Source organism: Streptomyces sp. NPDC104313 (assembly GCF_055583985.1).
This window is the reverse complement of sequence record NZ_JBVJMW010000007.1, coordinates 197,313-222,694: the sequence shown is the minus strand read 5'-3', so window position 1 is coordinate 222,694 and position 25,382 is coordinate 197,313. Positions and strand designations below refer to the sequence as shown.

The following is a 25,382-nucleotide window of genomic DNA, read 5'->3' as shown; positions in this document are numbered from 1 at the left end:
GTCACCCCCGGCCCCGCGCGCCCCGGGCGCCCAGCGAAATCGCCCCGCCTGCGTCTCGAACACACCCCGCGGCACCCCCATAGGGAACATTTGCCCGATTGATGAAGAGGGCGCTCACCATGTGGACGAAAGTTGTCCACCGAAGTTGTCCACAGGCTGTTGATAACATTTACTCCGGGCGATGCCCCGGGCCGCACTCCGCGCTCCGGGACCCCGCGCGCCGCGGCTGAAAACCGTCGCTCCCCACCCCTGCGCACCCCGCTGGTCCTGCGGCGTTCCCCATTTGCAGTCGGCCGAATCGCGCTCCCATCACCCCTCGGTAAGCTGACGGCATGACAGGACAAGTACGCACCGTCGATGGCCGCGTGGCCGGTCGACGCGGTCAGGCGACGCGGCAGAAGCTGCTCGACTGCCTCAGCGAGATGCTCAGCTCCTCGCCGTACCGGGACGTCAAAGTCATCGACGTCGCCCGGAAGGCCGGGACTTCACCCGCGACTTTCTACCAGTACTTCCCCGATGTGGAGGGCGCCGTCCTCGAAATCGCCGAGGAAGTCGCCAAGGAGGGCGCCGGACTGACCGAACTGGTCGCCGGACGCTCCTGGGTCGGCAAGGCCGGCTGGACGACCTCCGAACAACTCGTCGAGGGGTTCCTCGACTTCTGGCGGCACAACGACGCGATCCTCCGCGTGATCGACCTCGGCGCGGCCGAGGGGGACAAGCGGTTCTACAAGATCCGCATGAAGATCCTGAACTCGGTCACCAACTCGCTCACGGATTCCGTGAAGGAGCTCCAGAGCAAGGGCAAAGTCGACAAGGACGTCAGTCCGGCGGCGATGGCGGGCTCCCTGGTGGCGATGCTGGCGGCGGTCGCCTCGCATCAGAAGGGCTTCACCACCTGGGGTGTGAAGCAGGCGGAACTGCGTCCCAATCTCGCCCTGTTGGTGCATCTCGGCATCACCGGCAAGAAGCCGACGAAGTAGGCCGGGGCGCAGGAGCTCACCGGCTCCGGACGCCCCATGCCACCGGGCGGGCAGCTGCCCGCCCGGACGCCCCACGTCCTGTCTCACCGACGGCGGACCACCCAGGCACCCCTGCGGGTGATCCGCCGTCGGCGTTCCCGGAGGAGGCGCCGAACCCGGGCCCCGGGATCGAGGGCCGGGATCGAGGGCTCTCGCCGCCCGTCCCGCCTCTCTCCGCCCGTCCCACCTCTCGGCGCCCGCTACCGCCTCTCCAGCCGGAACAGCCGGATCTGCCGCTCCAGCCGCCGCTGGTACGCCGCGTACGGCGGCCAGAACACGAGTGCGGCCTCCCACACCCGCTCCCGGTCCTCGCCCTCCAGCAGGGTCGCGCGCACCGGGATGTCCCGGCCTCGCCAGTTGACGACGGCCTCGCCCCCGCGGGCCAGCAGATTCGCGGTCCAGGCCGGGTGCCCCGTACGGCCGAAGTTGCTGCCGACCAGGATCCAGCTGCCCTCCACCTCGCCCTCCGGCATACAGGCCAGCGGCGTGGTCCTCGGCCGCCCCGTGCGCGCCCCCGGCACCGTGAGGACGAGCCCCGGCAGCATCCGGGCGCTGAGCAGCACCTTTCCCCGGGTGAGCCGGTGCACGGCCCGGTCCAGGGCGGGGACGACGTGCGGGGCGATCCGTCCGAAGGCGCGGGTCGAGGAGACCTTCTGGACCAGGCGCGCACCACGGGCGGCGGCGGGGGAACGGGGGTGGGAGTGGGAGTGGTCCATCAGACGCCTGCCCCGTACGCGACGGCGCCGGGGCGGGGCACAGCGGCGCCGGGGCGGGGCGCCGCGGCGGTCCCGAAGAGGCCGGCCCGCTGTGCCGCGTGGTCGCGCAGCCGGTGGACCGGGCCGAAGAGCAGCTCGTCGCCCGCCGCCCGCTTCAGATACCGGTGCGCGTCGTGCTCCCAGGTGAAGCCGATACCGCCGTGCAGCTGGACGGCCTCACCGGTGGTGATCCGGGCCGCCTCCAGGGCCTGGGCGAGCGCGAGGGGCCCGGCCTCCGGTTCCCGGGCCGCGTGGTACGCGGCGGAGCGGGCCGCCTCGACCCGTACGTAGAGGTCGGCCAGGCGGTGCTTGACGGCCTGGAACGAACCGACGGCCCTCCCGAACTGTTCGCGCGCCTTCACATACTCCACGGTGCGCTCCAGGGCGCTCGCCGCCGTCCCGACCGCCTCGACGGCGAGGATCGCGGCGGCCGTGCGTCCGGCGGCGGCGAGCGCGTGGGCCGCGTCGACGGTGTCGTCCGCGCCGAGGAGCCGGGCCGGGGTGTCGCGCAGTTCGACGCGGGCCAGCGGGCGGGTCTCGTCGACCGCGGTGAGCCGGGTGCGTGCCAGCCCCGCCGCTCCGGAGTCCACCAGGAACAGGAGCGTACGGCTGCGCGGGTAGCCCCCGGCGTGGGCGGCGACCAGGAGCAGCCCCGCGCTGTGCCCGTCCAGGACCCGGTCGGCCTCCCCGTAGAGCCGCCGGCCGCCGCCCTCGCCGCCCCCGGACCCGCGGGCCTGGATGCCGCCGGCCCGGCCGCCGCCCGCCCAGGCACCGTCGCCGTTGTCGCCGGTGAGGCCGAGGGCGGTGGCGAGCGAGCCGCCGGGGACGGCGAGGGCGGCGGTCAAGGTCCCCCCGGCGATCCGGGGCAGCAGGGCGGCCCGCTGGTCCGGGGTGCCGAGGGCGGCGATCAGGGGTGCGGCGAGGGCGGCGGTGGCGAGCAGCGGCGTGGGCAGCAGCGCGCGCCCGGTCTCCTCGCAGGCGAGGGCCAGCTCGGTCGCCGTGCACCCGGCCCCGCCGTACTCCTCCGCGAGCGCGAGGCCCGGCAGCCCGAGGTCCCCGGCGAGCCTGCGCCACAGGGCCGGGTCGTAGCCCTCGGCCGTGCGCACGGCGGCGGGGATCGCGTCGGGGCCGGCGCTCCGGGCCAGCAGTTCTCGCAGGGTGCGGCGGATCTCGTGCTGTTCCGCGGTGAAGGCGGCGTCCATCTGCGGGCTCCTTCCGCCCAGGGGCAGACTGCCCTGGATCTGACGATCCGTCATATTAGGTGTGGGGGACGGGAATTCCCAGGGTCCCGCACGCACGCGGGTGGCGGAAGCCGTCGTGCGCGCACGGTTGCGGCGACCACCACTATCTGATGTACCGTCAGATTCATGGCCCTCGTCCCGGCTCTCCCCGACCAGGCTTTCCCCGACCAGGCTTCCTCCCATCAGGCATCCGCCGCCCCGAGCAGCTCCGCCCCGGCTGCCTCCCGCCGTCCGCGCAGGGTCGCCGTCGTCGGCGTAGCACTCGCGGACTGCGGCCGTGTCGACGACGCCACTCCGTACGCCCTGCACGCCCAGGCCGCCCGCCGCGCGCTCGCCGACTCCGGCCTCGACCGCTCGGTCGTCGACGGCTTCGCCTCGGCCGGGCTCGGGACCCTCGCCCCGGTGGAGGTCGCCGAGTATCTGGGGCTGCGGCCCACCTGGGTCGACTCCACGACGGTGGGCGGCGCCACCTGGGAGGTGATGGCCGCGCACGCGGCGGACGCCATCGCCGCGGGCCGGGCCCGTGCCGTGCTCCTGGTGTACGGATCGACGGCCCGGGCCGACATCAGGGCGGGCCGCCGCACGTCGAACCTGTCGTTCGGGGCGCGGGGGCCGTCGCAGTTCGAAGTGCCGTACGGGCACTCGCTGATCGCCAAGTACGCGATGGCCGCCCGCCGCCACATGCACGAGTACGGCACGACCCTGGAGCAGCTCGCCGAGGTGGCGGTGACGGCGCGGGCGAACGCGGCGGCGAACCCGGAGGCGATGTTCCGGGACCCGATCACGGTCGACGACGTCCTCTCCGGCCCGATGATCGCGGACCCGTTCACCAAGCTCCACTGCTGCATCCGCAGCGACGGGGGCTGCGCGGTGCTGCTGGCCGCCGAGGAGTACGTACCCGACACGGCGAAGGCGCCCGTCTGGATCCTGGGGACCGGGGAGCACGTCTCGCACTCCACGATGTCCGCGTGGGAGGACTTCACGGTCTCCCCCGCCGCCGTCTCCGGCCGCCTGGCCTTCGAACGGGCCGGGGTACGGCCCGCCGACATCGACCTGGCCCAGCTCTACGACGCGTTCACCTACATGACACTGGTGACGCTGGAGGACCTGGGCTTCTGCGCGAAGGGCGAGGGCGGCGCGTTCGTCGAGAAGGGCCGCACCGGGCTGCGCGGCGAACTCCCGGTGAACACGGACGGCGGCGGCCTGTCCGCCTGCCACCCCGGGATGCGAGGACTGTTCCTGCTGGTGGAGGCGGTACGGCAGCTGCGCGGCGAGGCCGGCGAGCGCCAGGTGCGCCGCCCGGGGGGCGGGCTCCCGGAGCTGGCGGTGGCCTCCGGGACGGGCGGCTGGTTCTGCTCGTCGGGGACGGTGGTGCTGGGGCGGGGGTGAGGCGCCCGGGCTCGGCCGGCCCGCCCCGGCCGCCTCACAGCCCGACGACGGTGACCACGCTCCCCAGCCCCTTGAGGTCATCGGCGTTCCGCGTGTAGAGCGGCAGATCCCGGACCGAGGCGATGGACGCGATCATCAGGCCGCGCCGTCGCGGCCGAGGGTCCCGGCGGGCGGCGAGAACGAGAGCGACGAGGGTCCCGTAGCGCGCGGCGGCGTCCGCGTCGCCGCGTGATGGCCCTCATGACCCACCGTAGCGCGATGTGTCTCGCTGCTACGGAGTCGGGTGCGGGTCCGTACGGTCCAATAGCCCCCATGAACGCACCCACCCCGCCCTCCTCCCCCGGCTTCCACGATCTGTTGCACGCCCAGCGCGTCTGGGACACGGAGCTGCCGTCCTTCGATCCGGGGTCGGCCCCGCCCACCCCGGTCCCCCTCTTCCACACCTGGTTCGCCGATGCCGTGGCCGCCGGGCAGGCCGAGCCGCACACGATGAGCCTCGCCACCGCCGACGCCGAGGGTCTGCCCGACGTACGGACGCTGATGCTGCACGACGCGGACGAGCGGGGCTGGCACTTCGCCACCCACGCCACCAGCGCCAAGGGTCACCAGCTCGCCGCCCGCCCGTACGCCGCGCTCGGCTTCTACTGGCCCGCGCTGGGGCGGCAGGTACGGGTCCGGGGCCCGGTCGTCCGCGGCACGCCCGCCGAGAGCCGCGCCGACCTGCACGCGCGGTCCACGGGGGCGCTCGCCGCCGCGCTGACCGGGGCGCAGAGCGAGGTCGTCGGCTCCGTGGCGGAGCTGCACCGGGCGGCGGACGCCGCCTGGGACCGGGCCTGGGCGGAACCGGACGCACAGGCTCCGACCTGGACCCGGTACGTGGTCGAGCCGGCCGTGGCCGAGTTCTTCCAGGGCGACGCCCGGCGCCGGCACATCCGGCTGCGCTACCGGCGCCAGGAGGACGGCGGCTGGGTGCGCGAGCTGCTCTGGCCGTGACCGGTGCGGGCGGCCCGTGAGCCGTTCCACCCCCGACCGGAGCGGGCAGCCCATAAGCGACTCCGCCCCGACCGGAGCGGGCGGCTCGTGAGCGGCTCCGCCCCGACCGGCGCAGCCGTATCTTTATCCGGTTTACACCGGAAAGGGGCACTATGGACGGTGGGAGACCGTAGCTGAGCCATTGGGAGGCACCGATGCCACGAGCCCGTTCGCGCTACGCCCCCGACCGGGGCCTGACCGGTCGCATGGTGACCACCATGTTCCTGATCGGACTGCTCTACGTCGTCTTCGTGGGCGTGCTCCTCGCGGTCCTGCGAGGCTCCTGGCCGATCATCCTGATCATCACGGGCGGCCTGTTCATCGCCCAGTTCTGGTTCAGCGACCGCATCGCCGCATACGGCATGGGGGCCCGCGAGGTCACCCCCGAGCAGGCCCCCGAACTTCACGGCACCATCGACCGGATCTGTGCGCTGGCGGACATGCCGAAGCCCAAGGTGGCCATCGCCGAGAGCGACGTACCGAACGCGTTCGCCACCGGCCGGAGCGAGAAGACGGCCCTGGTCTGCGCGACGACGGGCCTGCTGCGCAGACTGGAGCCGGAGGAGCTGGAGGGCGTCCTCGCGCACGAGATGTCGCACGTCGCGCACCGGGACGTGGCCGTCATGACGATCGCCTCGTTCCTCGGGGTGCTGGCGGGCATCATCACCCGTATCGCCCTGTGGGGCGGCTTCGCCCGCAGCAGGCCCGGCAACGACCCGGCGGGCATCATCCTGCTGCTGATCCCGCTGATCAGCGCCGTCGTGTACGCGATCAGCTTCCTGCTGACCCGGCTGCTCTCCCGCTACCGCGAGCTGTCCGCCGACCGGGCCGCCGCGCTGCTCACCGGCCGGCCCTCCGCGCTCGCCTCCGCCCTGACGAAGGTCAGCGGGCAGATGGCCCGCATCCCCACCGAGGACCTGCGGAAGGCGGAGCCGTACAACGCGTTCTACTTCATGCCGGCGTTCTCCTCGAAGGAGAGCCTGGGCCGGCTGTTCTCCTCCCACCCGACGCTGGAGCAGCGCCTGGACCAGCTGTCCCGTATCTCCGCCGACCTGTCCCGCTGAGAAGTCGAGAGAAGTTGAGGAGTGTTTCCGTGGGCCTGCTCGACGCGATCCTCGGCCGGAGCAAGCCGGTCCGCCCCGACCTCGACCAGCTCTTCGCCGTCCCCTCCGCCGCCCTCACCCTCCAGGCCGCCGCCGGCTTCACACCGACCGGCCTGGGCTCGGTCTGCTTCGCGGGCGTGGAGGGCGGCGGTTTCGCCCGGCTCCAGGAGGACGTACGCGAACTGCTGGACGCGGACACGGAGCGCGGCGGCATCCCGGTGGAGTTCAGCCGGGACGCGTACGGCTACACATGGCTGCTGGCCTCCCACCCGGCCGACGACACGGCGGGCCTGGTCAACGACCTGCACGCGGTCAACACGATGCTCCAGGACGGCGGCTTCGGCCCCCATCTGCTGTGCTCGCTGATCGGCTTCCGGGACACGGAGGGGCGTGCGCTGGCCCTGGTGTACCTCTACAAGCGCGGCACGTTCTATCCGTTCGCCCCGCTGCCCGGCGATGCCGAGAAGCGGGACAACGAGCTGGAGCTCCAGGTGCGGGGCGTCCTCGGCGACGACCTCCGGGTGGAGAAGGACCTGTCCCGGTGGTTCCCGGTGTGGGGCGCGCCGGGGCTGTGATCAGCCCGTGGGCCGGAAGACCGCCACCGCTTCCCCGTCCCCCTCTTCCCCTCCCCCGCCCCGGAACACGACCGTCAGCCCCATCCCCATGCGGAGGCCGGCATGCGCGCACTCCACGATCTCCGTCATCATCCTGGGCCCCTCGGCGAGGTCGACGACGGCCGCGACGTACGGGACGCGGGAGCCGAACGGCGGCAGGTCGTTGCGGTGGACGACGGACCAGGTGTAGAGGGTCGCCTGCCCGCTCGCGCGCTCCCACCCGACGTCCTCGCTCCAGCAGTACGGGCAGAACTCGCGCGGGTAGTGGTGGGCCCGGCCGCATCCGCCGCAGCGGCGCAGGAGCAGGTGCCCCTCCGCCGCCGCGTCCCAGTAGGGGCGGGTGAAGGCGTCCGGCTCGGGGAGGTCGAAGCGTGGGGCCGCCGGACGTTCCGGGGTCACGGGAACAGTCCGAGGGCGGAGTCCAGGGACCAGGTCTGCCAGGCCATGGCGAACAGGGCCACCAGGGAGATCAGCGCCATCATCGCGTTCTGTCCCTGCTCGGCCCAGTCGTGGATCATCAGGACCAGGTAGAGCAGGTTGAGGACGAGCCCGGCGACCAGAGCGACCGGGGTCAGGAATCCCGACACCAGGCCGAGACCGAGGGCCAGTTCGGCGTGGACGACGATGTACGCCATCGCCTTCGGGCGCGGTTGGACGACCCTTCGGAAGCCCGTGCGCACCACGCCCCAGCGATGCTTGCCCGCGACGTCCGCCGCCCAGGCGATGCCCGTACCGCGTTCGAACCAGCCCTTCTTGTCCTTGTGCCGCCAGCTCTCCAGCCACCACAGGCCGAGGCCTATGCGCAGGACGGCGAGCCATTCCGCGCCGCTGAGCCAGATCGTCTGCATCAGGCCTCCGGAGAGCCGTTTCTGACGGTACGTCAGTTCAACGGATATCGGGGCCCGGCGCAAGGGGTCGGAGGCGAGGTTCGGCTTCCGGCCGGGTGCTTCCGCCCGGGCCGAGCACTGGCTCAACGGCTCCGAGCGCCCCCACCCACCCGCCCGTGATCAATTCGCAATCGATTTCCCTCTTGACCGAAACCCATCAACAGAACGGACGATTACGCTCCGGACCATGCCCAACAGCCCGTCCCCCACAGGCAGTGACAGCGCCGCCCTCACCGACCGTACGGACGACCATCCCGTCTACGTCATCGGCGGCGGCCCCGGAGGCCTCGCCGTCGCCGCCGCGCTGCGCGCCCGGGGCGTACGGGCCCTGGTCCTGGAGAAGTCGGACCGGGTCGGCGCCTCCTGGCGCGGCCACTACGACCGGCTGCGCCTGCACACGACCCGCCGCTGGTCGGCGCTGCCCGGGCTGAGGATGCCGCGCGGGTTCGGGCGCTGGGTGGGCCGGGACGACATGGTGCGGTACCTGGAGAAGTACACCGAGCACCACGGGCTGGAAGTGGTCACCGGCGTCGAGGTGACCAGGATCGACCGGGCCTCCGACGGCTCCGGCGACTGGCAGCTCACGGCGACGGGCGGGCGGGTCCTGCGGGGCCGCGCGGTCGTCGTCGCCACCGGCTTCAACCACACCCCGCGCATCCCTGACTGGCCGGGCCGCGACACGTTCACGGGCGAACTGCTGCACGCGGCGTGGTACCGCGCCCCGGCCCCGTACGCGGGCCGGGACGTCCTGGTCGTCGGCATCGGCAACACGGGCGCGGAGATCGCCGCGGACCTCGCGGAGGGCGGCGCGTCCCGGGTGCGCATCGCCGTCCGGACGGTCCCGCACATCGTCCGCCGCTCCACCGCGGGCTGGCCGGCCCAGGCCACCGGCATCCTGGTCCGCCGCCTCCCGGTGCGGCTCGTCGACCGCGCGGGGGCCGTGATGTGCCGGATAGCCGTTCCCGACCTGGCCGCCCAGGGCCTCCCCCGCCCCGACACCGGCCTGTACTCCCGGGTCCGCCAGGGCGCGATCCCGGTCCAGGACGTGGGGTTGATCGCCGCGGTCCGGACCGGCGCGGTCACCCCGGTGGCGACGGTCGTCTCCTTCGACAAGGACACGGTGGTCCTGGCCGACGGCACCCGTCTCACCCCGGACGCCGTCATCGCCGCCACCGGCTACGACCGCGCCCTGGAGCCGCTCCTCGGCCACTTGGACGTCCTGGACGGCCGGGGCCGCCCGGTCGCCCACGGAGGCCGGGCGCCGAAGGGTGCCCCGGGGCTCTACTTCACCGGCTTCACCAACCCGATCAGCGGGATGCTCCGCGAGATGGCCCTGGACGCCGAGAAGATCGCGAAGAGGATCGCCCGGGCGTCGCGCTGAGCCCCGAAATCCCCGCGTGCCGTGGGACGTGAGGCGCGTGGGACGTGCCGCGTGGGGGCGCGTGCCGTGGGGCGTGGGCGCGTGGGGCGAAAGGTGGGACCGGCCCCGGTCAGGGCTCCGACCGGACCGTTTCCGCCGGAGCATCACCTTCGGTCCCCGGCGTGTCGTCTTCGTCTTCGGTCCCCGGCGCGTCGCCGCCGATGACGCCGACGCGCCGCAGCGCGACGGCGGACAGGAACGAGAGCAGCAGGGTGCACACCGCGGCGACGGTCATCGCGCTGTTCATCCCTGAGGTGGCCGCTTCCTCGGCGTGGTCGAGCCAGCCGGCGGGCATCCGCTGTGCCGAGGAGACCGCGCCGGCGAGGCTGTCACCCGCGACGTCGGCCACCTCGGACGGGATCCCGGCGGGCATCTCGTCGTCGACCCGGTCGCGGTAGACCGCGGTGGCCAGGCTGCCCAGGACCGCCACGCCCAGGGCGAGGCCCAGTTCCTGCACGGTCTCCGACATCGCCGAGGCCGAGCCGGCCTTCTCCGCGGGCGCGGCTGCGACCACCAGGTCCGTGCCCAGGGCCGCGATCGCCCCGAGCCCGAGGTAGACGAGGCCGAAACCGGTCACCATCAGGGCGATGCCTCCCGAGGCGTCCACCAGGGCGAGCAGCACGTACCCGACCGTGGACAGCGCCAGGGTGGCCGCCACCACGGTTCCCGGCGGCACCCGGCGCGCGAGCAGGGGCGACCCGATGGCCGCCAGGAACATCAGCAGGGCCGGCGGCCCCATCCACAGGCCCGCCTCGACGGGGGGCAGCCCCTGGACGAACTGGAGCTGCTGGGTGATCAGCAGCATCGAGCCGCCGACGCCGACGAGGCCGAGGAGCAGCACGCTCAGCGCGGCGCTGAACGTCCGGTCGGCGAACAGCCGCACGTCCAGCAGCGGGTTCGCCAGCCCGGCCTGGCGCCGGACGAACAGCACCGCGAAGACGACGCCGATCAGCGCGGCGGCGATCGTCGGCGCGTCCGGTCCGTCCTTGGCGAACCTCTTCACCGCGTAGACCACCGGCAGGATCGCGATCAGCGACAGCGCGACGCCGAGCAGGTCGAACGGGCCGCTCCGCGGTGCCCGGTACTCGGGGATCAGGACCGGGGCGGCCACCAGCAGCACGAGCGAGACCGGGACCGCGAGGAGGAACACCGAACCCCACCAGAAATGGTTCAGCATCACTCCGCCGACCACCGGCCCGAGCGCCATCCCGAGCGCGAAGCTCGTCGCCCAGACGCCGATGGCCAGGGAGCGTTGGCGCTGATCGGCGAACATGTTGCTGATCAGGGCCAAGGTGGACGGCATCAGTGTGGCCCCGGCGATCCCCAGGGCCGCACGCGCGGCGATGAGCAGCTCGGCGCTGGTGGACCAGGCCGCCAGCACCGAGACGATCCCGAAGGCCGCGGCCCCGGTCATCAGCAGCCTGCGACGGCCGATCCGGTCGCCCAGGGTGCCCATGGTGAGCAGGAAACCGGCGATCAGGAACCCGTAGGCGTCCATGATCCACAGCTCCTGGGCGCCGGAGGGGCGCAGATCCTCCGCCAGCGAGGGGAGGGCCAGGTACAGCACGGTGACGTCGAGGCCCAGCAGCACGGTGGGCAACGAGAGGACGGCCAGCCCTCCCCACTCCCGGGCACCCGCTCTGCGTACGGTCGTTGTGCTCATGGCACTCCCCTTGCGTTTCGCGTCTCGACAACGTGCACGCGCCACCGTGCCGATGCCCGCGCACGGTTTCCTGAGGGTCGTCCGGCGCCGAGGGCGGGACAGCCCTCGGCGCCTGTTGTCACGCGCCGGGGGCGGGACAGCCCTCGGCGCCTGTCGTCACGTTCCCGTGGTCGCCCGGCGGGCGGGAGCGTGACGACAGGCCCTAGACTCCGGCCATGCGTTACGGGGTGCTCGGCCCGCTGGCCGTCTGGGACGCCGATGAGCGGCCGGTCGGGGTCCCCGAGGTGAAGGTGCGTGCCCTGCTGGCGGATCTGCTCGTCCACGGCGGCGGACCGGTGCCGGCGGACCGCCTGATCGATGACCTGTGGCCGGGTGGCCCGCCGGGCGGGTCGGCCAACACGCTCCAGACCAAGGTCTCCCAGCTGCGCCGGGTACTGGGCCGGGAGCAGGTGGTCCGCGAGCCCGCCGGCTACCGGCTGCTGCTCGCGGACGGCATGGTCGACGCCCTCGAGTTCCAGGAGCTGGCCGAGCGTGCCCGCGCCCATCGGGAACCGGCCGTGCGGGCGGACCTGTTCGCCGAGGCGCTCGCGTTGTGGCGGGGTCCGGCCTACGCCGATGTCGCCGAGTCCCTGTTCGCCCGCGGCGAGGCCGCCCGGCTGGAGGAGCTGCGCCTCAACGTCGTCGAGGACCACGCGGAAGCGCGGCTGGCACGGGGTGAGCACAGGGCGCTGGCGGCGGAGCTGGGGACGCTGGTGGGGCGCCATCCGCTGCGCGAGCGACTGCGCATGACCCATATGCGCGCCCTGTACCGGGCCGGGCGGCAGGGCGACGCCCTGCGGAGTTTCCAGGACCTGCGGCGGCGCCTCGCAGAGGAGCTGGGGGCGTCACCCGGTCCGGAGGCCGCCGCGCTGCACGGGGCCATCCTGCGCCAGGAGACGCGGCTGGCCACCCCCGCGGTCGGATCGCGGTCGTCGCGTACCAACCTGCCCACCCCGCTGACTCCGTTGATCGGCCGGCGCGAGGCGGCCGAGCGGTTGCTGGCCCGGCTCGACCCCGGCGGGAGCACCCGTCTCGTCACCCTCACCGGACTCGGCGGAGTGGGCAAGACACGGCTGGCGGTCGCCGCGGCGCGTGAGGCGGCCGGGCGGTTCGCCGACGGGGTCTGGCTGGTCGAACTGGCGGGCCTGGGCGCCACCTCGGCCCCGGACGACATCGCCGAACGGGTCATCACGACGCTGGGGTTGTGCGACACGGCGGCGACGGAACCGGACCTGGACGACCTGGTGGGCTGGCTGTGCCGGGCAGTGGCGGACAAGCGGTTGCTGATCCTGCTGGACAACTGCGAGCACCTCGTCGAGCCGGTCGCCGTGCTCGCGGGCGCCGTGCTGTCGGCCGTGCCCGCGGCGCACCTCCTGCTCACCAGCCAGGAACCTCTCGACCTCCCCGGCGAGGTGGTGTTTCCGGTACCGCCGCTGACGCTGCCGGAAGACACCGGTCCGCAGGCGGTCGCCCGGGCGGGCGCCGTCGAACTGTTCGTGGAACGGGCCGCGGCGGCGGCACCCGGCTTCGTCCTCGACGCGGACAACGCGGAGGCCGTCGCCACCATCTGCCGTCGCCTCGACGGTATTCCGCTCGCCCTGGAACTCGTGGCGTCCCGGCTGCGGACGCTGAGCCCGCGCGAGCTGGCCGCCCGCCTGGACGACCGGTTCGCCCGGCCCGACGTCCGGGTACGCGGACTCCCGGATCGCCAGCGGACGCTGCGGGGCATGCTCGACTGGAGCTGGCAGCTGCTGACCGAGGACGAGCGCACCGTGCTGCGACGCCTGGTCGTGCACGCGGACGGCTGTGTCATGGCGTCCGCCCAGGCGGTCTGCGCCGACACCGGCCTGGGCGCCGAGCAGGTCCCCGACCTGTTGTCCCGGCTGGTGGACCGCTCGCTGGTGGTCCGTGCGGGAGACCGGTTCCGGCTGCTCGAATCCGTGGCCGCCTACTGCGTCGGACGACTGGTGGAGGCGGGCGAGGAGACCGCCGTACAGACCCGGTTCGTACGCCACTGCACGGAGCTGGCCGAGCGGGAGAGCGAGCGGCTGCGCGGCCCGGACCAGCGGGGCTGCCTGGAGCGCCTCGACGCGGAGACCGTCAACCTGCGCCGCGCCCTGGATCTCGCGGTCGCCCACGACGCCGACGGATACGCGCTACGGCTGGTGAACGCGCAGGCGTGGTACTGGTTCCTGCGCGGCCGGCTCACCGAGGCCCGCAGGTCGCTCCGGACGGCGCTGGCCGCCGGGGGCGGGGCCGCCCCGGCCGCGCGCGCGGCGGCGCGGGTCTGGCTGGCCGGTATCGAGCTGCGCGCCCCGGGAGCCGGTGCGGCAGCGGCCCCGGCGGGCGAGGACCCCACCGCCGGTGTCGGGGATCCGGTGCTGAGGGCCCGGTTGCAGTGGTTCGTCGGCACCGGGCTGACCGGCGGCGGCCACCACCGTGAGGGGCGGCGGCTGGTGGAGGCGGGTCTGGCCGGCGCACGTGCCGCCCGGGACCACTGGGGCGAGGCCGCGGCACTGGTCGAGCTCGCGAGCCACGCCCCGGACGCCCCGGACCGGGCCGCGTCCGCGGAACTGGGTGCCGCGCTGTTCCTGGAGACCGGCGACCGCTGGGGCCTGCTGCGGGCCACCCGGGCCCTGGCGCTCGCGGCGGAACGCGAGGGTGACCGCGTGACGGCGGAACGGCTGCACCGGGAAGGCCTCCTGATGGCCGAGGAACTCGGTCTGTGGACCGAGGTCGTCGAGGCACTGACCTGGCTCGGCAGGACCGCCCTGGCGGACGGCAGCACCGGGCGGGCGACGGAACTGTACGGGCGCGCGCTGTCCGTGTCGGCCGAGCGTGCCTACAGCGCGGGCGAGATCCGTGCCGAGATCGGCCTGGGACACGCGGCACGGCTCCGCGGCGACGGGGACGCCGCCAGGCGCCACCTGAACCGGGCACGGGCCAGGAGCCGTGCGTCGGGCCACCCCGCCCACGCCGAGGCCGCACAGGCGGAGCTGGACCTCGTGCCCCGGCCGTGAGCGGCCTCCCGCTCCGCCCCTTCGGGTGACGCCCGTCACTCCCCTCCCCTGGATGTCACATCCTCGGGAGCCTGTTCCGTCCGGTGTGCACGACCACGGACGACAGCAGAGGGAGCACACCATGAACGCCCGACTCAACGCCTTCGCCAGCCCGGTCACGGGCAAGCTCGTGAAGCACCTGGTAGCGGCGGGCAGGGTCGTCGAGGACACGGCGCTGCCCGCGGTGACGCAGGAGCTGGTGAAGATCCGCGCGAGCCAGATCAACGGCTGCGGGGGCTGCCTGGACATGCACACCAAGGAAGCCGCCGCGGCCGGGGAGACCTCGCCGCGTCTGCACCTGATCGCCGCCTGGCGGGAGGCCACCGTCTTCACCGACGCCGAGCGCGCCGCGCTGGAGCTGACCGAACAGGGCACCCGCATCGCGGACGCGGCCGGCGGGGTCCCGGACGACGTCTGGGCGAACGCCGCCGAGCACTACGACGAGGAGCAGCTCCTCGCCCTGGTCTCCCTGATCGCGCTGATCAACACCTTCAACCGGCTGAACGTCATCCTCCAGCAGCCGGCCGGCGGCTACCAGGTGGGGCAACTCTCCCAGAAGCCCGGCCCGGCCTGATCCCCACGGGAGGCCCTACGCCCAGACCCCCGTGGCCGCGATGCGCCGCGCCCACGGTTCCAGGTCCGCCGCCTCCCGGCCCAGCACCTGGCGGACGCCGTCGGTCACCCCGGCCGTGTGACCCGCGCGGTGCAGGGCGAACAGCGCGCCCAGGGAGTCGGCGGCGGCCTCCGGCCATCCCTGGGCGAGGAGTTCGGCGCGGTACGCCCCAGGGCTCAGCTCCTCGTAGCGGATGGGGCGGCCGGTCGCGCGGGCGATGGTCTCCGCGGCTCCGGCGAAGGTGAGGGCGCGGGGGCCGGTCAGTTCGTATGTGCGGCCCGCGTGGCCGTCCTCGGTGAGGACGGCCACCGCGACCGCCGCCACGTCGTCGGCGTCGACGAAGGGTTCGGGGACGTCCCCGATCGGCAGGCCGATGCGCCCCTCGCGGAGCGGGGCCCGCCACAGGTCCTCGTCGAAGTTCTGGAAGAAGTTGCTGGGGCGCAGGAGGGTCCACTCGGCCCCGGACCCCCGGACCGCGTCCTCCGCCGCCGCCATGCCCCGGCCGAAGCCCTCTCCCGCGTGCTCGATGCCGTGGCCGGACAGGACCACGAAGCGGCGGACCCCGGAGGCCTCGGCGCGGGTCACGAACTCCTTCACAGGGGACGGGTCGTCGGGGGCGATCAGGTAGAGGGCCTCGGCCCCGGCGAGTGCGGGCTCCCAGGTGTCGGGCAGGGTCCAGTCGAACCGGACCTCGCCGGAGCGGGAGGCGGGGCGGACCGTGGTGGTTCCGGTCGTGCGCAGCCGGGCCACGACCCGGCGGCCGGTCTTGCCGGTGGCCCCGAGGACGAGGATCCCGGACGGAACGCGGTGCGTGCTCTTCGTCGTCATGGGTCCAGTCCATCGCGGCGGCCCCCGCCGGGCCCATGGGCGTCCGTCCGCCGTGCATAGGTGAGCGTCCGGGGTGGGGGGCGACTCTGCCTACAGTTACGTCATGGACGTGTTCGACGAGTTGTTGCGGGGCGTGCGGGGCAGTGGCGCGGTGTTCGGCCGTTCGGTGCTGCGCGCGCCGTGGTCGGTCCGGTTCACCGACGGGGCGTATCTGACCCTGTGTCTGCCGATGCGGGGCGGCGGGTGGATCGTGCCGGAGGACGGCGAGCCGCTGCGGGTGAAGGTCGGCGAGGCGGCGATCGTCCGTGGCCCGGCCCCGTTCGTCTTCACCGACGACCCGGCCGATGTCACGGGGCCGGGCCGGGCCGGCGGCGTGCGCGAGATCGGCGCGCGCGGTGCCCAGGACACCGTGCCCGTGCCGGACGCCGGACCTGGATCCGGGTTCCCCACCGTGCTGTTGGCCGCCACCTACGACGTGCGGGCGCAGGTGCCCCAACGGCTCCTTCAGGCGCTTCCGCCCGCCCTCGTGGTCCCCGACGAGCAGGACTGCACACCGATACGCGACTACCTGGAGGGGCAGATCAGCGGCGGGCGGCCGGGCGAACAGATCGTGCTCGACCGGCTGCTGGACTGGTTGCTGGTGTGCACGCTGCGCGACTGGTTCGACCGGCCCGAGGCGGATCCGCCGGGGTGGTACGGGGCGCTCGGCGACCAGGTGGCGGGCCCGGCCCTGCAGGCGATGCACGGGGACCCGGCGCACCCCTGGACGACGGCGGAGCTGGCGGTCCGGGCGGGGGTCTCCCGGACGACCTTGGCGAAGCGGTTCACCGAGCTGGTCGGGGAGGGCCCGGTCGCCTATCTGACCGAATGGCGGATGACGCTCGCGGCCGACCTGCTGACCCGCCCGGAGCTGACGGTGGCGGCCGTGGCCCGGCGGGTCGGCTACGCGGACGCGTTCGGTTTCAGCGCGGCGTTCAAGCGGCTGCGCGGCGAGAGCCCGACCGCGTTCCGGCGCGCGGTGGCCACCGACGGCCCGGTGGAGACGGCCGCCCCGGCGGGGTGAGGTGGCGGGCGGCCGTCGTCACGTTCCGCCGCTCCGGCTACGGCGCGCCGATCGCGTCGGCGCGCCCTTCTCCGCAGCCGCGCCCTTCTCCGCACCCGCGCCCTCCCCTGAGCCGCGCCCGCGACCGGTCCCTCAGCCCCAGACGCCCCGGGCCGCCGCGTCCCGGGCGAAGTCGGCGAAGTCGCGCGGCTCCCGGCCGAGCGCCCGGCGCACCCCGTCCAGGACGGGCGCTTCCCCGCTCGTGGTGATCGGGTACAGCGCGTCGGTCCAGAGGCCGGCGTCCCCCTCCGAGAGGCCCTGGGAGACGAGTCCGGCCCGGAAGGTGGACGTGTCGACGGGGACGTACGCGGCACGCTTCCCGGTCGCCTTCGCGATCTCTTCCAGGACGTCGTCGATGCCGAGCGCGCGGGGGCCCGAGAGTCCGTACGCCTCACCGGCGTGGCCGTCCTCGGTGAGCGCGGCGACGGCCACCGCCGCGATGTCGTCCGCGTCGACGAAGGCGGCCCTCCCGTCCCCGACGGGCAGCGCCAGTTCGCCGGCGCTCACGGCGTCGAGGAAGACGCCCTCGCTGAAGTTCTGGGCGAACCAGCCGGGCCGCAGGATCGTCCAGGTCACCCCGGAGGCGCGTACCGCCCGCTCGCCGTCGGCGTGCGATCCGCCGTCCTCGTAACCGGGGCCGAAGAAGCCGGGCTCGTCCGCGCCCCGGGCCGAGAGCAGCACGAGGCGCCGCACCCCGCTCGCGACGGCCTGTTCGACGAAGGCCGGCGTCGGGGAGGGCGAGGTGTCGAGCGGGGTGATGTAGACGGCGGCGGCCCCGTCCAGGGCGGCCGCCCAGGTGGTGGGGTCCGTCCAGTCGAACGGGGTGTCGCCGGACCGCGAGGCCGCCCGGGTCTCCACTCCCAGCTCACGGAGCCGGGCCACCACCCGGCGGCCGGTCTTGCCGGTGCCGCCGATCACGAGTACGGGTTCCTGCGCGGAGGTCGTATCTGTCTGAGTCATGGCACCAGCCTCGCCCGGCGGGGCGGCCCCCGCCCATGGTTCAGCGTCCGGAAGGAATGTTCGAGCGTCCGGCGGAGGCGGCACGCCGACGTTCCGCCGGCGGAACACGAGCGAGGCCCGGATCCACAGGGGATCCGGGCCTCGGTCGTGTTCTTCAGTAGCGGGGACAGGATTTGAACCTGCGACCTCTGGGTTATGAGCCCAGCGAGCTACCGAGCTGCTCCACCCCGCGTCGGTGAACACCACCTTACGCCACGGAATGCCTCTCCGTGACCACGGGTGGCTCCGCCCGCACGGCCGGCCGGGGATCGCACGAGCCTTTGCCTGCACGCCCATTCCTGACGGAGCGTCAGTTAAGTAACCTGACAGAGTGTCAACTAACCGGCCGGCCCCGCCGGTCCACCGGCGGGCCATCGAGCAGGAGTGGGCGGAACGATGCTTGGATCGACTCACGGCACCCTCACCACCGACTTCCGTGCCCGGGTGGTGGCCTGCGGCGAGGAACCGCACGCCGCCGTCGTCAGCCTTCCGACGGCCTCGGCCCGGGGCGGCCTCGACGTCAGCGGGCGACCGCTGCACCTGACCGCGCCCGACCTGGACCGCTTCTTCCGGCCCCGGTCCGTGGCCGTCGTCGGCGCCTCGGACGCCGAGGGCCGCCCCAACACCGGCATCACCCGGCAGCTCATCGCCTGGGCCGACCGGGTCGGGGCCCGGCTGCACCCGGTGCACCCGACCCGGCGGACCGTGTTCGGCCGGGACTGCTTCCCCTCGGTCGCCGAGGCGCCCGAACCGGTCGACCTCGCGGTCCTGCTGGTCGCGGACCCGCTCCCGGTGATCGAGGAGCTGGGCGAGGCCAAGGTGCCCTTCGCCGTCGCCTTCGCCTCCGGGTTCGCCGAGACCGGGGAGGCGGGCGCACAGGCACAGGCACGGCTGGCAAAGGCCGTGGAGCGCTCCGGGCTGCGCCTGCTCGGGCCGAACACCAACCTGAACGCCTTCGAGAGGTTCCGGGAGGACCTGGAAGGCCCCGCCATCGCCCTGATCACCCAGTCCGGGCACCAGGGCCGCCCGCTCCACGCCCTCCAGGAACTGGGCATCCGGCTCTCGCACTGGGCCCCCACGGGCAACGAGGCCGATCTGGAGACCGCCGACTTCCTCGCGTACTTCGCCCAGCTCCCCGAGGTCGGAGCCATCGCCTGTTACGTCGAGGGGCTCAAGGACGGCCGCTCCTTCCTGCTCGCCGCCGACCGGGCCGCCCGCGCCAAGGTCCCCGTCGTCGCCGTGAAGGTGGGCCGCACGGAGGCCGGGGCCAGGACCGCCGCCTCGCACACCGGAAAGCTGACCGGGGCGGACCAGGTGGTGGACGCGGCGATGCGGCAGTTCGGGGTGATCCGGGTGGAAGGCCTGGACGAACTCCAGGACACCGCCGCCCTGCTGGCCCGCGCCCGGCCACCGAAGGCCGAGGGGGTCGCGGTGTACTCGATCTCCGGCGGCACCGGCGCCCACTTCGCGGACCTGGCGACGGCGGCGGGCCTCTCGCTGCCCGCCCTCTCCGCCGCCAAGCAGGATGAGCTGCACACCTGGATACCCGACTACCTGAACGTCGCCAACCCCATCGACAACGGCGGCCACCCGGTCGGCGACCGGCGCGGCCGGAAGATCATCGACGCGATCCTCGCGGACCCGTCGGTCGGGGTGCTGATCTGCCCGATCACCGGCCCCTTCCCCCCGATGAGCGACCGGCTGGCCCAGGATCTGGCGGACGCGGCGGAGGCCACCGACAAGCTCGTCTGCGTGGTCTGGGGCTCCCCCGTCGGCACCGAGGACGCCTACCGCACCACCCTGCTCGGCTCCTCCCGGCTCGCCACCTTCCGTACGTCCCGTAACTGCGTCACCGCCGTGAAGGCCTACCTGGACCACCACCGCTTCACCGACCGCTACCGCTCCCCCTTCGAGGACGCCCCGCGCACCCCGTCACCCTCCTTCCGCAAGGCGCGGGGCCTGCTGCGGCCGGGACAGCAGCTCAGCGAGCACGCGGCGAAGCAGCTGCTGCGCGCGTACGGGATCCGGGTGCCGCGCGAGCAGTTGGTGACCAGCGCGGCGGCGGCGGTCCGGGCGGCGGGTCCGGTCGGCTATCCGGTGGTGATGAAGGCCTCCGGGCCCCGGCTCGCCCACAAGACGGAGCTGGGCCTGGTGAAGGTCGGCCTCACCTCGGCCAGCCAGGTCCGCGACGCCTACCGTGAGCTGACCGGCATCGCCCGGTACGAGTCCGTGGACCTGGACGGCATCCTGGTCTGCCAGATGATCGACCGGGGCGTCGAGATGATGGTCGGGGTGACCCACGACGCGGTCTTCGGCCCGACCGTCACGGTGGGGCTCGGCGGGGTCCTGGTGGAGGTGCTGCACGACACGGCGGTCCGGGTGCCGCCGTTCGGCGAGCGGGACGCCCGGGACATGCTCGGCGAACTGCGCGGCCGGGCCCTGTTGGAGGGGGTGCGCGGCGGGCCCCCCGTCGATGTGGACGCCCTCGTCGAAGTGGTGCTGCGGGTGCAGCGCATGGCCCTGGAGCTGGGCGAGGACCTGACCGAGCTGGACGTCAACCCGCTGGTGGTGCTGGGCCGCGGGCAGGGTGCGGTGGCCCTGGACGCACTGGCGGTGTGCCGGTGAGCGGCAAGGCGGCGGAGGCCGCCCCCCAGGACGCGACCGTCCTGCACGCCCTCGACGGCGGCGTCTCGTGGATCACCCTCAACCGGCCCGGGGCCATGAACGCCGTCACCTGGGAGCAGCGGGAGCGGATCATCGCCCTGCTGGCCGAGGCCTCCGCCGACCCCGCCGTACGGGCCGTCGTGCTCACCGCCACCGGCCGCGGCTTCTGCGCGGGCGCCGACCTGCGCGGCGCCCCGGCCCCGGCACACGAACGGGTCCCCGGGGACGTCGCCCGGACGATCCGACTCGGTGCGCAGCGGCTGATCGCCGCCGTGCTGGACTGCGAGAAGCCGGTGATAGCCGCCGTCAACGGGACGGCGGCCGGGATCGGCGCGCATCTGGCGTTCGCGTGCGATCTGGTCCTGGCGGCCGACACGGCGACGTTCATCGAGGTCTTCGTACGCCGGGGGCTCGTCCCGGACGGCGGCGGCGCGTATCTGCTGCCCCGGCTGGTGGGCGCACGGCGCGCCAAGGAGCTGATGTTCTTCGGGGACGCGCTGACGGCGGCGGACGCCGAGCGGATCGGCCTGGTCAACCGCACCGTACCGGGCGGGGAGTTGGAAGCCCTGGCCAAGGAGTGGGCGGGCCGGCTGGCGGTGGGCCCCACCCGGGCCCTCGCCCTGACCAAGCAGCTGGTGAACGCCTCGCTGGACGGCGACCGGGCGGCGGCCTTCGCGGCGGAGGCCGCCGCCCAGGAGATCAACATGACCACGCGCGACGCCCATGAGGGCGTGGCGTCCTTCGTCGAGCGCCGGTCGCCGGAGTACCGGGGTCGCTGAGGGGGCCCGGTCGTGGGGATCCGCCGGCCACCGGCGGGTCGAAGCGGCGGGTCGAAGCGGCGGGTGGAAGCGGCGGGTCGAAGCGGCGGGTGGAGAGCCAACCGGTGATCTTCGTTTGGCCGGTTACGATCGATGGGCCAGGACACCCTCGCCACACACGGAAGGAGCCCAGCCGTGACACAGCCCCCCGGGGCCGACCCCCGACCGCTGACCGGCGAGCCGCTCTCCATCGACCTGCTCAACACCCGCTGGATCGACGGGGGCGGGCCGCACGATCTGCTGGACTCGGTGTCCGGCCTCGCCGTCTGGCTCGACAGCCCTCCGGTACGCGAGAACCTCGGCCCCGGCGCCACCGCCGACCGCGCGACGCTGGACCGGCTGCTCGTCGCCCGTACGGCGCTCGACGCCCTGGCCGGCACGGCCGTCCGCCGCGATCCGGTCACCCCCGAGGACGCCGCCCGGCTGAACGAGGTCCTCTCCCACGGGCGGATCCGCCGCACCCTGGGGCCCGACGGAATGCCGGAGTCCACGCTGGAGGTGGACGAGCCGTCCTGGCTTCCCGCCTGGTACGCGGCGGAGAACTGGCTGCGGCTGACGGTGGACCGGCCCGACCGCATCCGCCCCTGCGCGAACGACGCCTGCGTCCTGTACTTCCACGACGTGTCCAAGAACGGCACGCGCCGCTGGTGCTCCATGGCGGGCTGCGGCAACCGCGCGAAGGCGCAGCGCCATTACGCCCGGCACTCCGGAGCCTGACAGCCGGCCCCACCCGGCCCCGCCCGGCCCGAGCGTCCGCACGGGTTCACATCTGACGCACCGTCAGCTCTAATGGACGGTGTGATGGGACACGCAGGCATGGCCGCCACCGCCGTCCGGTACCTCAGGTCCGTCGGCGCCGCCACGACAGCCGCACCCGGGGCGCCTGCCGCCGGGACATCGCCCGAGGCGCTGCCCCGGCCTGATCTGAGGGCCGTCCGGGACGATGAGCGGCTGCTCATCGCTCCGGCCGAATTCCGGCGCGTGCTGGGGCACTTCGCCAGCGGCGTGACCGTGGTCACCGCCCGCGACGCGGACGGGCCGGCGGGCTTCGCCTGCCAGTCGTTCGCGTCGCTCTCGCTGGACCCGCCGCTGGTGTCCTTCATGGTCGCCCGTACGTCGACGACCTGGCCGCGCATCGCCCGCGCCGGGGCGTTCTGCGTGAACATCCTGGGGGCCGGACAGGGCGCGCTCTGCCGGGGGTTCGCGGTGAGCGGCGCCGACAAGTTCGCGGGGGTGGCCCACTCGGACGCCCCGGCGACCGGGTCTCCGCTGCTGGACTCCGTGCCCGCCTGGATCGACTGCCGCGTCCACGCCGTCCACACCGGCGGCGACCACCTCATCGTGGTCGGCCGGGTGGAGGCGCTGGGGGCGGCGGACGAGGGGGAACCGCTGCTGTTCCACCGGGGGGCGTTCGGCCGGTTCGGCCGGCTCGACCGTTAGGGCCCGCCGGTCCGGGCGCTGCGGATCACCAAGGACATCGGGGCCGCCCATCGCACACAGCGCCCCCGCCGCGTACCGGACCACGCAGTAGCCGCCGAACACGTCCCGCGCGACCCCGCCGAGGAACGCCACCACCGCCGCGCCCACCTGGCGCGAGGCCGGCACCCAGCCGAGGACGATCGCGCTGTCATCCAGCATCCGGGGCCGAACGGGTGCGGACGAGTGGCCCGGAAGACCTGTTTCGCAGGGATCGGGCCACGCCTGTGCCCTGTCCCGCCATCCGGACCCCCCTCGACCGCTCACCGCCCCGACCGGGGCCCCGCCCGAGCGCTGCGTACGATCTCAGCCCGTACGCGAACGCGAGAACCGTCGGCGAGAACCCGTCGGCGAGAACCGAGCACGAGGAGCGTCATGCACTGGGCCGTCCGTCAGGAATTCGACCGTCGAGCCGGCGCCCGCGTGGCCTGGGGAGTGGCGCTGTCCGTCGTGGCGGCCGGGCTGCTGCTCCGGCTCGGCTGGCTGTTGCTGGTCCCGTACACCGTCCCGTCCCACATCCGCGACGTGGAATGCGGTTCCCCCCTGGAGAGCGGCGGTTCGCACAGCAACGGTTCCGTCTGTGCCGGGCAGCGCGAGTGGCCCGACCTGGTCGGCATCCTGGCCCTGTCCGTGCCCACGACCGCGGCGGGCGCGGCGCTCATCGTCAGCGGCACCTCCCGACGGCGCATCAGCGCTCATGTCTTCGAGGTACTGGAGGCGCAGGCGAGCGAGGAGCGGGCCCGCGCCAAGAAGTGAGCCGGGGCGGGCCCACGACAGGGAGTGCGCCGGGCGGTCAGCGGCGCTGTCCGGACGCCCGGCGCACGGCCCACGCGCAGGCCGCGCCCACCGCGTACCCGAGCAGGTCCGGTGCGTTGAAGGTCGAGCCGAGCACCAGCCGGGCCACCGTGCTGTGCGCCGACAGCTCCGCCGGTACGCCGGTGAGCTGCGCGAACTCCACCGCCCAGCTCAGGCCGAGCGCCGTGGAGGCCACCACGGCCGGCCGCGCGCGGGGCGCGCAGAAGGCGACGAGGGCGCAGAGCAGCACCGTGTAGAGCGCGCTCCCCGCGTACTTGGCGAAGGCGCCGTCCGCGCCGGCGCGCACGGCGAGGCCCGCGGCGACGGTGACGACGGCCGCCCCCGCCGCGACCGCACGGACCATAAACGGACGGACCGTAAGCGCGCGCACCGCAGGGTCGCCGGCGGGGTCACTGGTGGGGTCGGAGGGCCGGGCCCGGAGCCTCATACGAGCCCGATCCGCTTGAGCCGCCGGATCGGCCGGGCCACCAACAGCACCGCCACCACCCCCATGTTGATCACGGCCGCCGCCACCAGCAGCTCCGGCGCCCCGACCGCCTCGGCCACCGGGCCCGCCAGGGCGCGGCCCGCCGCGACCATCAGGAGCGAGCCCGCCACATCGTAGGCGTGCAGCCTGTTCAGGGCCTCCGGCGGGACGTGTGTCTGGACCGTCGTGGACCACATCACCAGCCAGAACGCGGCCGACCCGCCGGCCAGCAACTGCCCAGCCGCCAGCACCGGTACCGGCATCCCGAGCGCCAGCACCAGCAGGCTCACCGCCACCAGCGGCAGCGCCACCGCCCCGGCCGCCAGCGGGTGCGACGGGCGCAGCCGCAGAGCGAGGAGGCCGCCGACGACGCTGCCCGCCCCGTTCACCGCCATCAGCATCCCGTATGCCCCCGAGCCGTGCGCCTCGGTGACCAGGACGGCGGTCAGCGGGAGCATCGGGCCGAGGACCGCGAAGCCGTACACCGTCCAGACCGCGATCACCCCCCACAGCCAGGAACGGGCCCGGAACTCCCGCCACCCACCGACCAGTTCGGCGGCGAACGTGCCGCGTACCGCGTCGTCGTGCGGGGCCGGGGCCAGCCGCATCAGGAAGAGGCAGGCGCCGGAGACCGCGAAGGTCGCCGCGTTCGCCGCGTAGACGGCCCCGGCGCTGGCGAGGCCGACGAGCACCCCGGCGAAGGCGGGCCCGGCCATGGTCATCAGGGCCTCGGCGACCCGCAGGACGGCGTTGGCGCGCTGGACGTCGGTGGAGACACGCGGCACGGTCGAGGCGACCCCGGGCTGGAAGAGCGCCGCGCCGACGCCGGCCACCGAGCTGAGGACGTAGACCGCCCACAGGGGCGGGTTGCCGGTCGCGAAGGTCACGGCCAGCACGGAGGCGCCGATCAGGCGCAGCGCGTCGGCGATGATCATCATGCGGCGCGGCGTGAACCGGTCGGCGAGCACCCCGCCGAACAGGACGAACACCGCCAGCGGCCCCATCCACGCGGCGAGCGCGAAGCCGACCGAGGAGGCGGGCCGCCCCGCGCCCAGCAGCCCGGCGGTCAGGGCCACCGGGATCATGCCGTCGCCGAAGAGCGCGACCGTGCGGGCCACGAAGAAGTAGCGGAAGTTACGGTTCCAGAGCCCCGCGGGACCGGGCGCGGAACCGAAGGAGGACCCGACTCCCAGGCCCGTTCCGGCGGGGCCGCCCGGTCCACCGGGATCGAGCGGGGGCAGCGTCGGGAGCGGGTTCGGGGTTGTTCGGGTGTCGCACGCGGCGTCGGGAACGGGCGCGCGCCCTGTCGGCTTCTCCATCACGTCGCTAACCTGTACCAGCTCGTGGTCTATACCACTACGGGAATTTCCTGTGATCTT

General features: G+C 74.0%; 23 protein-coding genes, 1 tRNA gene and 1 pseudogene. 14 read left to right on the top strand and 11 right to left on the bottom strand.

Annotation, left to right across the window (positions count from 1 at the left end; all coding sequences use genetic code 11):
• Positions 1-332: 332 nt before the first annotated feature.
• A complete protein-coding gene (locus ACZ60Q_RS18870) occupies positions 333-980 on the top strand; it encodes a TetR family transcriptional regulator (protein ID WP_006126763.1) in 648 nt (215 codons plus the stop codon).
• Positions 981-1,219: 239 nt separating this feature from the next.
• Here ACZ60Q_RS18870 and ACZ60Q_RS18865 read toward each other — a convergent pair whose 3' ends face one another.
• Positions 1,220-1,735: a nitroreductase family deazaflavin-dependent oxidoreductase gene (locus ACZ60Q_RS18865; RefSeq protein ID WP_469635504.1), complete on the bottom strand. Its 516-nt coding sequence runs from the start codon at positions 1,733-1,735 to the stop codon at positions 1,220-1,222.
• Positions 1,735-2,976 carry an acyl-CoA dehydrogenase family protein gene (locus tag ACZ60Q_RS18860; RefSeq protein WP_469635501.1) on the bottom strand — a complete coding sequence of 414 codons (1,242 nt, stop codon included), beginning with the start codon at positions 2,974-2,976 and terminating at the stop codon, positions 1,735-1,737. The genes ACZ60Q_RS18865 and ACZ60Q_RS18860 overlap by 1 nt, the downstream gene beginning before the upstream one ends.
• 165 nt (positions 2,977-3,141) lie before the next feature.
• Here ACZ60Q_RS18860 and ACZ60Q_RS18855 point away from each other — a divergent pair, with 165 nt between their 5' ends.
• The 4 genes from ACZ60Q_RS18855 (at position 3,142) to pspAB (ending at position 7,114) form a co-directional block, all read left to right on the top strand.
• Positions 3,142-4,404, top strand: a complete 1,263-nt coding sequence (locus ACZ60Q_RS18855) for a thiolase C-terminal domain-containing protein (protein ID WP_469635499.1) — start codon at positions 3,142-3,144, stop codon at positions 4,402-4,404.
• A gap of 312 nt (positions 4,405-4,716) precedes the next feature.
• Positions 4,717-5,397 (top strand): pyridoxine/pyridoxamine 5'-phosphate oxidase, encoded by a 681-nt coding sequence (locus tag ACZ60Q_RS18850; protein ID WP_469635496.1) that lies wholly within the window; start codon positions 4,717-4,719, stop codon positions 5,395-5,397.
• 194 nt (positions 5,398-5,591) lie between these two features.
• Positions 5,592-6,500 carry a zinc metalloprotease HtpX gene (htpX, locus tag ACZ60Q_RS18845; RefSeq protein WP_469635493.1) on the top strand — a complete coding sequence of 303 codons (909 nt, stop codon included), beginning with the start codon at positions 5,592-5,594 and terminating at the stop codon, positions 6,498-6,500.
• 29 nt (positions 6,501-6,529) lie between these two features.
• Positions 6,530-7,114 carry a PspA-associated protein PspAB gene (pspAB, locus tag ACZ60Q_RS18840; protein WP_469635490.1) on the top strand — a complete coding sequence of 195 codons (585 nt, stop codon included), beginning with the start codon at positions 6,530-6,532 and terminating at the stop codon, positions 7,112-7,114.
• On the opposite strand, the gene ACZ60Q_RS18835 is transcribed toward pspAB, so the two are convergent.
• Positions 7,115-7,552: a Zn-ribbon domain-containing OB-fold protein gene (locus ACZ60Q_RS18835; RefSeq protein WP_469635487.1), complete on the bottom strand. Its 438-nt coding sequence runs from the start codon at positions 7,550-7,552 to the stop codon at positions 7,115-7,117.
• A complete protein-coding gene (locus ACZ60Q_RS18830; protein ID WP_469635484.1) occupies positions 7,549-8,001 on the bottom strand; it encodes a DoxX family protein in 453 nt (150 codons plus the stop codon). The genes ACZ60Q_RS18835 and ACZ60Q_RS18830 overlap by 4 nt, the downstream gene beginning before the upstream one ends.
• 226 nt (positions 8,002-8,227) lie before the next feature.
• Between ACZ60Q_RS18830 and ACZ60Q_RS18825 the strand changes: the two genes are divergently transcribed.
• Positions 8,228-9,421 (top strand): flavin-containing monooxygenase, encoded by a 1,194-nt coding sequence (locus tag ACZ60Q_RS18825; RefSeq protein ID WP_469635481.1) that lies wholly within the window; start codon positions 8,228-8,230, stop codon positions 9,419-9,421.
• A gap of 109 nt (positions 9,422-9,530) precedes the next feature.
• On the opposite strand, the gene ACZ60Q_RS18820 is transcribed toward ACZ60Q_RS18825, so the two are convergent.
• Positions 9,531-11,123 (bottom strand): MFS transporter, encoded by a 1,593-nt coding sequence (locus tag ACZ60Q_RS18820; protein WP_469635478.1) that lies wholly within the window; start codon positions 11,121-11,123, stop codon positions 9,531-9,533.
• Between the two features lie 215 nt (positions 11,124-11,338).
• Here ACZ60Q_RS18820 and ACZ60Q_RS18815 point away from each other — a divergent pair, with 215 nt between their 5' ends.
• Both ACZ60Q_RS18815 and ACZ60Q_RS18810 read left to right on the top strand, forming a co-directional pair.
• Positions 11,339-14,182: an AfsR/SARP family transcriptional regulator gene (locus tag ACZ60Q_RS18815; protein ID WP_469635477.1), complete on the top strand. Its 2,844-nt coding sequence runs from the start codon at positions 11,339-11,341 to the stop codon at positions 14,180-14,182.
• 121 nt (positions 14,183-14,303) lie between these two features.
• Positions 14,304-14,795, top strand: coding sequence for a carboxymuconolactone decarboxylase family protein (locus ACZ60Q_RS18810; RefSeq protein WP_469635475.1), 492 nt, complete (start codon positions 14,304-14,306; stop codon positions 14,793-14,795).
• A 15-nt stretch (positions 14,796-14,810) separates the two neighbouring features.
• Here ACZ60Q_RS18810 and ACZ60Q_RS18805 read toward each other — a convergent pair whose 3' ends face one another.
• Entirely contained in the window at positions 14,811-15,662 is an 852-nt protein-coding gene (locus tag ACZ60Q_RS18805; RefSeq protein WP_469635472.1) for an NAD(P)H-binding protein, read from the bottom strand.
• A 103-nt stretch (positions 15,663-15,765) separates the two neighbouring features.
• Here ACZ60Q_RS18805 and ACZ60Q_RS18800 point away from each other — a divergent pair, with 103 nt between their 5' ends.
• Complete coding sequence (locus tag ACZ60Q_RS18800; protein WP_469635470.1) at positions 15,766-16,725, top strand: AraC family transcriptional regulator; 960 nt, start codon at positions 15,766-15,768, stop codon at positions 16,723-16,725.
• A 132-nt stretch (positions 16,726-16,857) separates the two neighbouring features.
• On the opposite strand, the gene ACZ60Q_RS18795 is transcribed toward ACZ60Q_RS18800, so the two are convergent.
• Positions 16,858-17,724, bottom strand: coding sequence for an NAD(P)H-binding protein (locus ACZ60Q_RS18795; protein ID WP_469635467.1), 867 nt, complete (start codon positions 17,722-17,724; stop codon positions 16,858-16,860).
• A gap of 158 nt (positions 17,725-17,882) precedes the next feature.
• Positions 17,883-17,956: transfer RNA gene (locus ACZ60Q_RS18790), tRNA-Met, on the bottom strand.
• A 203-nt stretch (positions 17,957-18,159) separates the two neighbouring features.
• Between ACZ60Q_RS18790 and ACZ60Q_RS18785 the strand changes: the two genes are divergently transcribed.
• The 4 genes from ACZ60Q_RS18785 to ACZ60Q_RS18770 all read left to right on the top strand — a co-directional run bounded on the left by ACZ60Q_RS18785 (position 18,160) and on the right by ACZ60Q_RS18770 (position 22,685).
• Positions 18,160-20,388: an acetate--CoA ligase family protein gene (locus tag ACZ60Q_RS18785; RefSeq protein WP_469635464.1), complete on the top strand. Its 2,229-nt coding sequence runs from the start codon at positions 18,160-18,162 to the stop codon at positions 20,386-20,388.
• The gene (locus ACZ60Q_RS18780) at positions 20,379-21,206 is read left to right on the top strand and encodes an enoyl-CoA hydratase/isomerase family protein (protein ID WP_469635462.1); all 828 of its coding nucleotides are present in this window, start codon (positions 20,379-20,381) and stop codon (positions 21,204-21,206) included. The genes ACZ60Q_RS18785 and ACZ60Q_RS18780 overlap by 10 nt, the downstream gene beginning before the upstream one ends.
• A 174-nt stretch (positions 21,207-21,380) precedes the next feature.
• Positions 21,381-21,962, top strand: coding sequence for a CGNR zinc finger domain-containing protein (locus ACZ60Q_RS18775; RefSeq protein WP_469635460.1), 582 nt, complete (start codon positions 21,381-21,383; stop codon positions 21,960-21,962).
• Positions 21,963-22,061: 99 nt separating this feature from the next.
• Entirely contained in the window at positions 22,062-22,685 is a 624-nt protein-coding gene (locus tag ACZ60Q_RS18770) for a flavin reductase family protein (protein ID WP_469635932.1), read from the top strand.
• Here ACZ60Q_RS18770 and ACZ60Q_RS18765 read toward each other — a convergent pair.
• Positions 22,682-22,877: pseudogene (locus tag ACZ60Q_RS18765) on the bottom strand (MFS transporter); the annotation flags it as partial. The gene ACZ60Q_RS18770 and the pseudogene ACZ60Q_RS18765 sit on opposite strands and share 4 nt — an antisense overlap.
• A gap of 219 nt (positions 22,878-23,096) precedes the next feature.
• Here ACZ60Q_RS18765 and ACZ60Q_RS18760 point away from each other — a divergent pair.
• Complete coding sequence (locus tag ACZ60Q_RS18760; RefSeq protein ID WP_469635457.1) at positions 23,097-23,477, top strand: hypothetical protein; 381 nt, start codon at positions 23,097-23,099, stop codon at positions 23,475-23,477.
• A gap of 37 nt (positions 23,478-23,514) precedes the next feature.
• Here the strand turns inward: ACZ60Q_RS18760 and ACZ60Q_RS18755 are convergent, their stop codons facing one another.
• Both ACZ60Q_RS18755 and ACZ60Q_RS18750 read right to left on the bottom strand, forming a co-directional pair.
• Entirely contained in the window at positions 23,515-23,880 is a 366-nt protein-coding gene (locus ACZ60Q_RS18755) for a ribosomal maturation YjgA family protein (protein WP_469635455.1), read from the bottom strand.
• Between the two features lie 80 nt (positions 23,881-23,960).
• A complete protein-coding gene (locus ACZ60Q_RS18750) occupies positions 23,961-25,322 on the bottom strand; it encodes an MFS transporter (RefSeq protein ID WP_469635453.1) in 1,362 nt (453 codons plus the stop codon).
• Positions 25,323-25,382: the final 60 nt, after the last annotated feature.